The organism is Wolbachia endosymbiont of Glossina morsitans morsitans (assembly GCF_000689175.1).
Lineage (GTDB): Bacteria > Pseudomonadota > Alphaproteobacteria > Rickettsiales > Anaplasmataceae > Wolbachia > Wolbachia pipientis.
Genome location: NZ_AWUH01000093.1, coordinates 1813 through 13660, shown reverse-complemented (window position 1 = coordinate 13660; position 11848 = coordinate 1813). Strand labels below are relative to the sequence as shown.

At 34.5% G+C, this 11848-nt stretch carries 12 protein-coding genes and 5 pseudogenes; 15 read left to right on the top strand and 2 right to left on the bottom strand.

Translation table 11 applies throughout. The features are described 5' to 3' along the window. The 13 genes and pseudogenes from WGMM_RS02105 to WGMM_RS02045 form a co-directional block, all read left to right on the top strand. Nucleotides 1–288, top strand: a pseudogene (locus WGMM_RS02105) (preprotein translocase subunit SecY); the annotation flags it as partial. Next, complete coding sequence (locus WGMM_RS02100; protein ID WP_038249372.1) at nucleotides 285–926, top strand: adenylate kinase family protein; 642 nt, start codon at nucleotides 285–287, stop codon at nucleotides 924–926. The pseudogene WGMM_RS02105 and the gene WGMM_RS02100, both read left to right, overlap by 4 nt. A 59-nt stretch (nucleotides 927–985) precedes the next feature. After that, complete coding sequence (gene rpsM / locus WGMM_RS02095; protein ID WP_038249369.1) at nucleotides 986–1378, top strand: 30S ribosomal protein S13; 393 nt, start codon at nucleotides 986–988, stop codon at nucleotides 1376–1378. Next, nucleotides 1378–1752 (top strand): annotated as a pseudogene (gene rpsK, locus WGMM_RS02090) (30S ribosomal protein S11); the annotation flags it as partial. The gene rpsM and the pseudogene rpsK, both read left to right, overlap by 1 nt. Nucleotides 1753–1784: 32 nt before the next feature. Then, nucleotides 1785–2852, top strand: coding sequence for a DNA-directed RNA polymerase subunit alpha (locus WGMM_RS02085; RefSeq protein ID WP_038249366.1), 1068 nt, complete (start codon nucleotides 1785–1787; stop codon nucleotides 2850–2852). Between the two features lie 7 nt (nucleotides 2853–2859). Continuing rightward, nucleotides 2860–3288: a 50S ribosomal protein L17 gene (rplQ, locus tag WGMM_RS02080; RefSeq protein WP_007550873.1), complete on the top strand. Its 429-nt coding sequence runs from the start codon at nucleotides 2860–2862 to the stop codon at nucleotides 3286–3288. 23 nt (nucleotides 3289–3311) lie between these two features. Continuing rightward, on the top strand, nucleotides 3312–3662 hold the full coding sequence (locus WGMM_RS02075) for a YraN family protein (protein ID WP_038249363.1): 351 nt from the start codon (nucleotides 3312–3314) through the stop codon (nucleotides 3660–3662). A gap of 45 nt (nucleotides 3663–3707) precedes the next feature. Beyond that, nucleotides 3708–4265: pseudogene (atpH, locus tag WGMM_RS02070) on the top strand (ATP synthase F1 subunit delta); the annotation flags it as partial. After that, a complete protein-coding gene (gene atpA / locus WGMM_RS02065) occupies nucleotides 4262–5803 on the top strand; it encodes a F0F1 ATP synthase subunit alpha (RefSeq protein ID WP_038249360.1) in 1542 nt (513 codons plus the stop codon). The pseudogene atpH and the gene atpA, both read left to right, overlap by 4 nt. A gap of 9 nt (nucleotides 5804–5812) precedes the next feature. Continuing rightward, on the top strand, nucleotides 5813–6307 hold the full coding sequence (gene greA, locus WGMM_RS02060; protein ID WP_038249357.1) for a transcription elongation factor GreA: 495 nt from the start codon (nucleotides 5813–5815) through the stop codon (nucleotides 6305–6307). Between the two features lie 6 nt (nucleotides 6308–6313). Then, nucleotides 6314–6958 (top strand): 3,4-dihydroxy-2-butanone-4-phosphate synthase, encoded by a 645-nt coding sequence (gene ribB, locus WGMM_RS02055; RefSeq protein WP_007549343.1) that lies wholly within the window; start codon nucleotides 6314–6316, stop codon nucleotides 6956–6958. A gap of 71 nt (nucleotides 6959–7029) precedes the next feature. After that, nucleotides 7030–7869, top strand: a pseudogene (locus WGMM_RS02050) (M48 family metallopeptidase); the annotation flags it as partial. Nucleotides 7870–7977: 108 nt separating this feature from the next. Continuing rightward, a pseudogene (locus WGMM_RS02045) lies at nucleotides 7978–8287 on the top strand (M48 family metalloprotease); the annotation flags it as partial. Between the two features lie 21 nt (nucleotides 8288–8308). Here the strand turns inward: WGMM_RS02045 and WGMM_RS02040 are convergent. Beyond that, the gene (locus WGMM_RS02040; protein WP_051599612.1) at nucleotides 8309–8635 is read right to left on the bottom strand and encodes a TrbC/VirB2 family protein; all 327 of its coding nucleotides are present in this window, start codon (nucleotides 8633–8635) and stop codon (nucleotides 8309–8311) included. Between the two features lie 100 nt (nucleotides 8636–8735). Then, nucleotides 8736–9470: a 3-oxoacyl-[acyl-carrier-protein] reductase gene (gene fabG / locus WGMM_RS02035; protein ID WP_038249351.1), complete on the bottom strand. Its 735-nt coding sequence runs from the start codon at nucleotides 9468–9470 to the stop codon at nucleotides 8736–8738. A 266-nt stretch (nucleotides 9471–9736) separates the two neighbouring features. Here fabG and WGMM_RS02030 point away from each other — a divergent pair, with 266 nt between their 5' ends. Beyond that, the gene (locus WGMM_RS02030) at nucleotides 9737–11257 is read left to right on the top strand and encodes an HlyD family type I secretion periplasmic adaptor subunit (RefSeq protein ID WP_240991858.1); all 1521 of its coding nucleotides are present in this window, start codon (nucleotides 9737–9739) and stop codon (nucleotides 11255–11257) included. Between the two features lie 142 nt (nucleotides 11258–11399). Continuing rightward, on the top strand, nucleotides 11400–11684 hold the full coding sequence (locus WGMM_RS02025) for a transposase (protein ID WP_038249347.1): 285 nt from the start codon (nucleotides 11400–11402) through the stop codon (nucleotides 11682–11684). Nucleotides 11685–11848: the final 164 nt, after the last annotated feature.

Below are 11848 nucleotides of genomic sequence, written 5' to 3'. Positions count from 1 at the left end.
GGTGGTTTTATACCTGGTAGAAGGCCTGGGAAACATACTTCTGATTACCTTCAAGATATAGTTTTTAAGTTGACATTCATTGGCTCTGCGTATTTGGTAGTCGTATGTACCGTACCTGAAGTTATGAGATATTATTATGATATACCATTTATTTTTGGTGGGACGAGCTTACTGATTATAGTGAACGTTATTACTGATACTATTATGCAAATACAATCTTATATTTTTTCAAATAGGTACGACAACTGGATAAAGAAATATGAGTCTAAAACGAGGAAAGTAAGATGATCATTACGATTTTTGGTCCTCCAGGTTCTGGTAAAGGTACTCAGTCAAGCTTGTTAATAGCAAAATATAATTTAAAATTAATGTCAGTAGGGGATTTATTAAGGAATATTATATCTGGCAGTAGTGAGTTAGGTAAAAAAATAAAGGGTACCGTGGAATCTGGTAATTTAATTCAAGATGAAATTATATGTGGATTATTACGTGACCAGCTTGCATTAGTGGATGATAATTGCTTATTAGATGGTTTCCCGAGAAATTTAAACCAGGCTCATTTTTTGACTCAAGTTTTGCAAGAAAAATATAATAGGGATGTTGACATTGTAGTTGAGCTGCAGCTTGACGATAATATTGCAATCGATAGGTTGAAAAATCGTCTCGCGTGTTTGGACTGTAAAAGCATATATAGTGTATCTTCTTTTAAGAGTACTACTTGTGCTAAATGTAAAAGTACGAGGTTAGAGAAAAGAATTGATGATGCTGATATGTCTGCAATTAATAAGAGAATAAGTGAATATCACCTTCAAATGAAAGGTTTACGCGAGTATTATAAAGGCAAATTATTAACAATTGACGCTAATTTGAGTGTTGATGAGGTAACGCAAGAGATTGAAAGTAAAATTTCTTGTAATTTGGTTTGACTCTGAGTTGTTTTATGGTATAAATTAAGAGTTGTTATTAATAAAGTATCGAGGTACCAGTGGCACGTATTGCAGGCATAAATATTCCAGTGAGGAAATGTGTTCCTTTTGCATTAACTTATATATATGGTATAGGTATTGCTACTGCGAATGTAATTTGTCACGCTTGCGAAGTTGATAAGCGCAAACGTGTTTCAGAATTACGAGATGAAGATATAGAAAAGATCAGCGGTTTCATTAGACAAAATTATGTTATAGAAGGTGAGCTCAGAAAAGAAGTGGCTATGAACATAAAATCTTTAGTGGAAATGGGATGCTATAGAGGGGTGAGGCATAGAAAAGGTTTACCTGTGAGAGGGCAAAGAACTCATACTAATGCTAAGACTCGTAAAGGTAGATCTCGGTTGCCTATTGCTGGGAAAAATAAAATTTATTATTATTGTGAGTTTTAATGAAAAAAGTCAAAACGGTTGGTAAGAGTAAGAAGGAGTTTATTACTGGTGTTGTCCATATTCGTGCAACTTTTAATAATACTTTTGTAAATGTAACTGATGTTCATGGTAATACGCTATGTCAAACTTCTGTGGGTGCATGTGGTTTTTCAGGTTCGAGAAAATCCACACCTTATGCTGCAGGTAAGGCTGCGGAGTCTGCTGCGAAGAACGCAATGGAGAGATTTGGTATGAAGGTTGTCTCTGTAATAATTCGCGGTCCTGGCTTTGGTACCGAAGCTGCGGTTAAAGCACTTCAGAGCTGTGGGTTGACTGTGACTTCAATTGCAGATAAAACCGCAATTCCTCATAATGGGTGCAGGTTAAGAAAAAAAGAAGGGTATAGGATATTTGAAAAGGTTGTTTTATGTATTATAATAATGATGTTTCTCTCTGTAGCAATTTAGATAAATTGATTAAACCTAGTTCAGTTAAGGTAATATCAGATGATTCAAGTGAAAAAAGTGATATAGTGCTAGAACCGTTGGAAAGTGGTTTTGCTTTAACATTAGGTAATGCATTAAGACGTGTAATGTTATCTTCTCTTAAAGGTAGTGCTGTTTATGGAATAAAAATTGAAGGTGTAACTCATGAGTTCACTTCAATTCAAGGGGTGAGAGAAGACGTAACTGATATATTATTAAATATGGGTATGTTGAGGTGTAAATTAAATGGTGCTTCTAATAAATGCTTAAATTTAAACGCTAAAGGGCCTTGCCAGGTATTAGCTGGGATGATAGAAACTGATGATCAATGCTCTATTGTTAATAAAGATTTGTTAATATGTACGCTGGGGCAAAATGTGGAGCTTAACATGACCATATATGTGGCTAGCGGAAAAGGTTATCTTCCTGTAACTAAATATAAAGAAAATGAACTTTTGAAGCTTATGAGTGAACAGGATTTAATTGGTTTTATTCCAGTTAATGCTTTGTATAGCCCTGTCAACAGGGTTTCGTACAGGGTAGAGAACAGTCGTGTTGGCCAAGTGACTGATAAGGATAAGCTGATATTGTCAATTGAAACTGATGGTACAATTTCTCCGAGTCAAGCTGTTGACTCTGCTGCAAGAATATTACAGGAGCAACTTCAGCCCTTTATTAGTTCTGATGTGAGTTATAAAAAATCGCAGGTTTCTTCGCCTAGCGGTGCTAAAGATTTGGGTTATGACCCTGTCTTATTGCGTAAGGTAGATGAAATGGAATTATCTGTCAGGTCTCATAACTGTCTGAAAAACGAAAACATCACTTATATAGGTGATCTTGTGCAAAAGACAGAAGGTGAAATGTTAAGAACTGCTAATTTTGGCAGAAAGTCTTTGAATGAGATTAAGGCAGTTTTGACTAATTTTGGCTTGTCTTTGGGTATGAATGTGCTAAACTGGCCACCTAAGGATATAGATGAGTTGGCTAAACAACATACTGATGAAGATTAGGTGATATATGAAACATGGAATAAAAAAACGTAAACTATCTCGTTGTACTGAACATAGATTATCGACGTTAAAGAATCTATCTATCTCATTAATTAACCATGAGCAGATTGTAACTACTTTACCAAAAGCTAAGGAACTTCGTCCATATGTTGAAAAGTTTATTACAATTGCTAAGAATAAGAATACTTTACATGGTAGAAGACTTTTGCTTTCACGCCTTCATAATAGTAAGTTAGCAGTTGATAAGTTATTAAACGTCTTGGCCAGCCGTTATCAAGATCGTAAAGGTGGGTATTCTAGAATAATAAAATTTAGCACTCGAAAGGGTGATTGTGCTTCAATGGCAGTGATAGAACTGGTTGATAGGGATATTGCAGCAAGAGGTAAGGTTTATAGTAAAAATAAAGAAGGAGGCAAAGTAGTTACACAAAGTTAATTGTTATCATAATTGTTCTTCTTGTGGTAAGTAGGTTACGCTACTTTGTAGGTTACTTTGGCGAGTTATTAGTTTTAGTATATTTAAAACTGAAATGGTATAATGTTATAAAACGCCGTTACCGTTGTAAGTTCGGTGAAATTGACTTAATTGTATCTAAAAAAAAGGAGCTGATTTTTATAGAAGTTAAAACAAGTTTACTTGGAAAAGAAATACCGATATCTCATCTTCAATGTCAGTCTATTATAAATTCTTCTAAGTATTTCTTAAGTAAAAACCTTAGTTTTTTAGATTATTCAGTCAGATATGATTTGTATTTTCTTTCCTTAAAGAGAAGACCTGTTTGTATAAAAAATGCTTGGATTGAAGAATGAAAGATTTGTAGCTGAATTAGTTTAGATTTACTGGATTTAATATGAAAAAAGACCCAATACAATAATTTAGTTTCATCTTACGCTAGAGTGCTATTTCATGTCTCAGGAAGCAGGTTAGGTATTATAAGGAAAGAAGTAGAATTTTTGTTGGCTTTTTTTAAGGATCAACGTGATGTTTTTGTGTACCTATCTCATCCTATGATTTCTTTTGCACACAAAAAAGAAGTGATGCTTTCTATAAATGAGCACTTGAGTGAGAATTTAGTAAAATTTATTATGGTTATATTTGCAAATAAACGCTCTAGTTTATTGATCCTTATATTAGAAAAATTCTTAAGTCTTGCAAGAGAAAATGAAAATGAATTCGAAATTACTATAAAGTCAGCAGAAACTTTAAAGGAATCTGATATAAAAATAATTACTGAATCTTTGAGCTTTCTTGGTAAAATAATAAAAGTAAGCAATGTGGTTGACCCTTCTATACTAGGTGGCTTCGTAGTTAGGTATGGTTTTAATTTGATCGATGCTTCGCTAAAAAGTTACTTGGATAGGTTAGTTGACTTAAGTAAAATGGAAATATTAAAAGTAAGGAATTTTGTATGAAGAACAGTATGAATGTTTCTGAGATAGCAAGTATAATAAGAGAAAAGGTTGAGACGTTTGATAATCCTATAAAGCGGGAAAATATAGGTGAAGTAATTTCAGTAACAGATGGTATCGCATTGGTTTATGGGCTGGAAAAAGCAAAATTCGGTGAAAAGGTATTTTTTGCAAGTGGTGTAAAAGGAATAGTTCTCGATTTAGATCATAATACGGCTGGAATAGTTGTGCTTGGTAATGACCGTGATGTGAAAGAAGGGGACGTTGTAAAATGTAGTGGTGATGTTGTGCAGGTGCCTGTAGGGCATGAATTGTTAGGGAGAGTTGTAAATGCGTTGGGCCATCCTATGGACGACGGTGGGGAAATTAGAGCCAAAAACAGAATGGATATAGAATCTAAAGCGCCAGGCATTATTGATCGTAAGTCTGTGCATGAGCCACTGCAAACAGGAATTAAAATTATAGATTTGCTAATTCCAATAGGTAGAGGGCAGCGTGAATTAATTATTGGTGATAGACAAATTGGTAAAACTACTATTGCGCTTGATACTATTATCAACCAGAAGAAGATTAACGATGAGGTAAACGAAAATCAAAAAGTTTACTGTGTTTATGTTGCTATTGGGCAAAAAATTTCAACAGTAGCAAAAGTGGTAAATAAGCTGAAAGAAAGCGGAGCATTAGAGTATACAACTGTAGTTGTGGCTAGTGCATCTGACTGCGCGCCTATGCAATTTTTAGCACCTTATGCTGGTTGCACTATTGGGGAATTTTTCCGTGACAATGGAATGCATTGTTTGATTATATATGATGATTTATCTAAGCATGCTGTGGCATATAGGCAGATGTCTTTATTGCTCAGACGTCCTCCTGGTCGTGAAGCTTACCCTGGAGATATATTCTATGTACATTCTCGCTTGCTTGAAAGAGCTGCTAAAATGTCTGATAAAAAAGGGCAGGGTTCTTTAACTGCTTTGCCAATTGTCGAAACTCAAGCTGGTGATGTATCTGCATATGTGCCAACAAATGTTATTTCAATTACCGATGGGCAGATCTTTCTTGAGTCTGGATTATTTTATAAAGGATTTCGACCTGCAGTAAATATAGGTTTGTCAGTTTCACGGGTTGGTTCTGCTGCACAACTAAAGTCTGTGAAGAAAGTTGCTGGTTCTATAAAGCTAAGCTTAGCTCAGTATAGAGAATTAGAAGATTTCGCAAAATTTGGTTCTGACCTTGATGCTAGTGTTCAATTATCCTTGAATAAGGGTAAATATCTTGTCGAGTTATTAAAGCAAAAACAACATTTACCTATGTCAATAGAAGAACAAGTAGTGCTGATGTATATTTTTTCTAACCTATATAATCAGTTAAGTAAAATACAAATAAGTTACATTAATAAATTTGAACATGATCTTATTAATTATTTTCATACTGTGCATCCTGGGGTTTTAAAAAAGTTGTCAAATGACATGAGTGATGATATAAAAGGTGATATTTTTAACATTGTGAGTAATTTCGTTACTCAATTTGATTGCGTTTAGGTGGTGATTATGGCTTCATCCATTATTAATAAATTTCCTATAACGAGTGAAGGTTTTGAGAATATGCAAGCCGAACTTGAAAAATTAAAGGAAGAAAAACCTTCTGTGATACAGGCTATTTCTGATGCTCGTGATCAAGGTGATTTGTCTGAAAACGCAGAGTATCATGCAGCACGGGAAAGGTTAGGTTTTATTGAAGGCCGTATAATGGAGATAGAAAGTAAGCTCTCACATGCGGAAGTAATAGAAGTAAAAAATTTGTCTGGTGATTCAGTAATGTTTGGTGCAACTGTGACATTAAGCATGTTAAGTGATAATAACGGTGAAGTGGAATATGTTTATAAGGTTGTAGGCGAATATGAAGCTGATGTTTCAAAGCAGTTAATATCTACTAGTTCACCACTTGGGAGTGCCTTAATCGGCAAAAAAGTCGGTGAATATGTGGAAGTGACAGTGCCAAATGGAGAGAAATTGTATAGAATAGTTAAGATTGAATTTAAGTAAATTATTATGGTACAGGCCACTTATGCTTCAATGAGTCTACCAGGTATTTCTTCTGTGGAAGATGTATTAGAGGATGCTCGTTCCGGTAAATTATTCATTTTAGTTGATGATGAAAATAGAGAAAATGAAGGCGATTTGATTGTCTTAGCTGAGAAAATAAAGCCGGAACATATGGCTTTTATGGTTAGGTACGGTACAGGGGTTGTTTGCTTAGCAATGACTAAATTTCACATGAAAAGGTTGGGCCTTAATTTCATGGAAAAGAAAAATATTGGTGAAAATCATACCGCATTTACTACATCAATTGATGCACGTTATGGCATTACAACCGGTGTTTCAGCAGAGGATAGAACGAAAACTATACATGCTGCTATCAACAAGGATGGTACTCAGGATGACATCATAACTCCAGGTCATGTTTTTCCTGTAATTGCACATAAAGGTGGGGTGGCACAACGTGCTGGTCATACTGAAGCGAGTGTTGAAATGGCGAAGTTAGTAGGGTTTGATCATTCAGCAGTTATTTGTGAATTAGTGAATGATGATGGCTCTATGATGCGCTTACCTCAGTTACTTAAATTTGCTGAACAACATAAAATTAAGTTAACTACCATCGACAAACTTATCAGTTACGTTAAAAATTTAAACTAGCGTTTATAAATTTGTATAATTTAAGTGTTAAAATATAGAATTTCTATAAATTATACAAGCACAGAATTTTCATGTTTAGAGTTGCTAAGTTTTTGACCTTATTGTTCTTTTTTGTATATTATAATAATGCTTACTCTATTAACATTATTAGAGATAGTGAAGTGGAAGCAATAGTGAAAGAGCTAGCGCAACCTTTATTTTCTGCTGCGGATATTGATCATGAGCAAATAAAAGTTTTTATAATTAATGACAATTCGATTAATGCTTTTGTAATTAACAATAACAGTATTTTCATTCATTTAGGACTTTTACAATATTCGGCTAAACCTTATGTCCTGCTTGGTATATTAGCACATGAGATTGCTCACATATCTGCTGGTCATATATTGCAAATGAGTAGTGCTATGGGTTATTTTCAATCGATAGCAATGATTAGTTATATAGTAGGATTAGTTTCTAGTATTATCATTAACCCTCAGGTTGCTGGTGCAATTTTGCTTAGTGGTGTAGCGTTTAGTTCAAGGCTATTTTTTGACTATTCTCAAGAGCAAGAAAGTGTAGCAGATAGCTATGCTTTAAGGTAGCTTGATGAATCCGGCTATGATAATTCAGGTATGAAAGAGATTTTTGATTATTTTAAAAGTATTGAGCATGAGAACACCGAGGAATATTTCCGCACTCACCCACTTAGTGAGAAACGTATATTTGCTGTACAAAATTATAAGGTTAAAAACAACGTAAAACCAATTTTTGCGGATAAGTTACTAAAGTTTGAGCGTGTGGTTGCCAAGCTAGACTCTTTCTTTGCTCCTATTCATGTGTTATCTAATAAATATGAAAATAATTCTGAGTATGTAAATGCTATAGTTTGCTATAGGCAAGGAAAGATAGAAGAGGCTATTGCTACAATTATAGCCTTTCTTATAATAGTCCGAATGCGATAAGATATGTGTTTATGGCTATAGCAGGTCAGTAGCATATTACGGTCTGTTCGGATTATTGTAAAAAGTATTATAAGAAAGGCTATATTTAGTGAAACTTGCATTATCTCATACTTTATTATTACACGGTGATGCAAAAAAGGCGATTTTTTACCTGGAGCAGATTTTGAATATAGAACCAAATAACGCTTTTGTCTGGAAGTATTTAAGCATTGCATATAAATGTGAAGCTGATACGGCAATGCATTATTTTGCCTTGACAAAAAAGGCTTGTATTGAAGGTGATTTAAAGCAATTTACAAAATATGCTGAGCTAGCTGTTAAAACTTTACCAAAAGATAGCCCTTATTTGTTGCAAGTTGAAGATATGAAGCGATTTAATGGATAACAAAAAAGCATTTCTGTACTTTTATGGGTTATTTCTTTCCACACTTTTCCAACATAGCTTTTGCTTCATCGCTTTTATTATAATCGTCTTAGCGCCAAAAAATACAGCACAAAACACGCCTAGAGCAAAGAGGGCTGGCCACGGCATCCTGCCAAATATTGCAAGCAAAGCTGCACCAATTATTACTACCGTCATAAGTGGACCGCCTATCCCCCAAACATAACCAATAATATTACATATTACTTGTGTTGTATCATCCATATCAGGACCAGTGATAGCTGCGTAATCTGAGAAAGAGAAAAGCAACACTACACACAAGACACCAAAAAATCCTATTATAGAGCTCATTTTTTTGCCTCTAAGTAATAAATTAACGTAAACCTAAACCTAAACCTACACATTTTTTATTTTAAAGTAAAAATTATAATTTGTCCATACATAAGTGTTGCTACATAAATAAACCACCATTAATATAGAGCACATGCCCTGTTATATATTTTGCTTCATCACTTGCTAAAAACAAGACCCCTGCTGCTATTTCTTCCCCTGTTCCCATTCTTTTCATTGGAATATTATCTAATATTTTTCCCTTTTGTCCTTCATTTAAAACTTCAGTCATTTTAGTATCTATAAACCCAGGAGCAATACAATTTACTGTTATATTACGACTTGCAACTTCTTTTGCTATAGATTTGCTCATGGCTATTATTCCAGCTTTAGACGCTGCATAATTTGCTTGCCCGGTGTTTCCTGTTAGCCCTATTATTGAGGAAATATTTATAATTCTTCCCCAATTATTCTTAATTAGTTTCCTGCATGCTTCTCTACTCAGCTTAAATGTAGAGTTCAAGTTAATATCAATTACTTTTTGCCATGCTTCATCTGTCATTCTCAATAATAAACTGTCTTGCGTAATGCCCGCGTTGCATACAAGCCCGTCAAAGCCTTCCATCAACTCACTTGCTCTGTTTACTAGTTGATTTACTTCCTCAGCATTTGATAAATCACAAGGGAGTACGTGCATATTTTTTTCATATTGTTTAGCAACTTCTTCGAGCACTTCTTTTTTTGTGCCAGAAATACATAAAGTTGCTCCGGCTTTGTGCATAATTTTTACAATTGCTTGCCCTATTCCGCCTGATGCGCCATTAATCAGGAACTTTCTACTTTCCAATTTAAGCATAACAACTTTATATTATCTTAATTCCTAACAGAATATTGACTAGTTGGCAATAGATTTCTTACATAATATAAGTAACTCAGATATTCACAAAATAAAGAAAAAGTTATAATAAAGTTAAACGTCAAAAAATTTTAAAAACATAGTTGATGCAGGAATTGTTACTAAATAGTTTATTCTGGTGCTCTACAGTCTAAATGGAATGCTTAAATTATAGATTCTTTGTTTTTGTGTGTTATCTTGAGTTAACACAAATTCACAGTAGTATTATGATAAGTAAGTTAAAAAAGCTTAGCGCTGGATTTTCTTTGACAGGCTTGATTGGCCATGGTGATAATATAAATATGCAAGGAGCAAAAAATAAAAAGAAGAAGTACCCAAAATTTTTGGATAAGACGTTTGCATTGATTGATGCAGTGATAAATTTTATTTTAAAACGCGAAAGTAATAACGTAAATGAAGTCCTGAAAGTAACATGGGGACCACTATTTTTTGGTCTGGTAGTAATACTCATCTTTTTTGGGATAGGTGGTATTTGGTCGGCTATAGCTCCAATTGACGGTGCGGTGCATGCAAGTGGAGAAGTTATTGTATCTTCAAATAGAAAAATAGTTCAACACTTGGGCGGAGGAATAATAAGCAAAATTTTAGTAAAAGAGGGTCAAGCAGTTAAAAAAGATGAGCCTCTAGTTTTGTTGAGTGATGTTAACGAGAAGGCGAATTTAAGTATCATCAAAGAGAAGCTCTTATCATTTTTAGCAACAGAAGCAAGGCTTCTTGCAATCAGAGTAGATTTGGACACGCTCGAGTTTCCTGATGAGGTTAAAAAATTATCTCACGATGAACTTGTAAATAAAGCGATAAAGAATCAAGTAAAGTTGTTCAACTCTCAGAGAAAGAGCATATTGGGAAAAACAGACATACTGCAACAACGTATAAAGCAGTTAAATGATGAATTAGCGGGGCTAAACTTTCAACTAAATGCAGCTCATAAGCAATATGACTTGATAACTGAGGAGTTGGAAACAAAAAGACAATTACTTGATAGTGGCCATATAAGCAAACCACACATTTTAGCTTTAGAAAAACAGTTTGCTGAAATTGAAGGCAGAGTTGGACATTACCGTTCTGCAATATCTCAAGTGCAGCAAAAAATTGGAGAGAATGAATTAGAAATTATAAACGTAAAAAATGATTCTCAAGAAAGAGCAAACGCTGAACTTAAGGAAGTTAGTACGTCTATTGCAGACTTGAAAGAGAGGCTGATGGTTGCTGAAGATTCATTAGCACGTACAATAATAAAATCGCCTCAAGATGGGATAGTGACAGATATAAGATACCATACTGAAGGTGGTGTTATACAATCTGGAGTTCCGATCATGAGCGTAGTGCCATCGGATGATGACCTAATAATAGATGCTAAAATTCAGACCAGAAACATAGAAGAGATACTGTCAGCACAAAAGAAAGATAGCAATATAGTCTCTATTGATGGGCTAGAAGGGCTAAAGGTTAAAGTTCGTTTAAGTGCTTACAGTGCACGTCGTTTAAGTTTAATTAATGGTATAGTAAGCAATATTTCTCCCGATGCCCTTGATGATCCAAGGCTAGGGCGTTATTATTCAGTACGTGTAGTGATACCAAAACCAGAGCTTGCTCAGTTTAAAAACGTATACCTATACCCTGGTATGCCAGCAGAAGTGTACATAGTTACTCAATCTCGTACTCTTTTATCATTCTTGTTTACGCCTATAATTGCAACAGTCGATAGGTCTTTTATAGAAAGGTAGCTCACTCGTTAAAGTAGTAGTGAAAGTGCCGTAATAAAATTTAGGTACATAATTAGACAATAGGCTTTTTGACCTTACCCAGAAAAAGTGGAGAGAAAGAAAGGAGTTTTTTCGGGTAAAATAAAATTTTGGAGGATTAGAAATGGAAAGAGAATATACGGCAGAATTCAAATTGGAAGCTGTTAAGCTGGCAAATGAACAAAGAAAGGTAGGTCAACCAGTTGCAAAAGTAGCAAGAGATCTAGGAATAAGGGATAGTGTATTAGGAAAATGGATGAAGAAATATAACGAAAAAAAGTCAGCGGCAAATGCATTTCCAGATGTAGCACCTTATGACAAAGAGAGATTTGATTTACAGAAAGAGTTAGCAAAAGTAACAAGAGAAAGAGACATTTTAAAAAAAGCCCTGGCCAGTCAAAAAGAGTAAAATATTTTCTCATAAAAGAGAGTAAACACTATAAAGTGCAGGAATTATGTAGGGTTTTCTGCTAGTGGCTACTATAAGTGGACTACAAGGAAAATAAGCAGTAGAGAATCAGCAAATAAAGAGTTATAGCTCTTTTTACAATAATCCGAACAGACCGTAATATG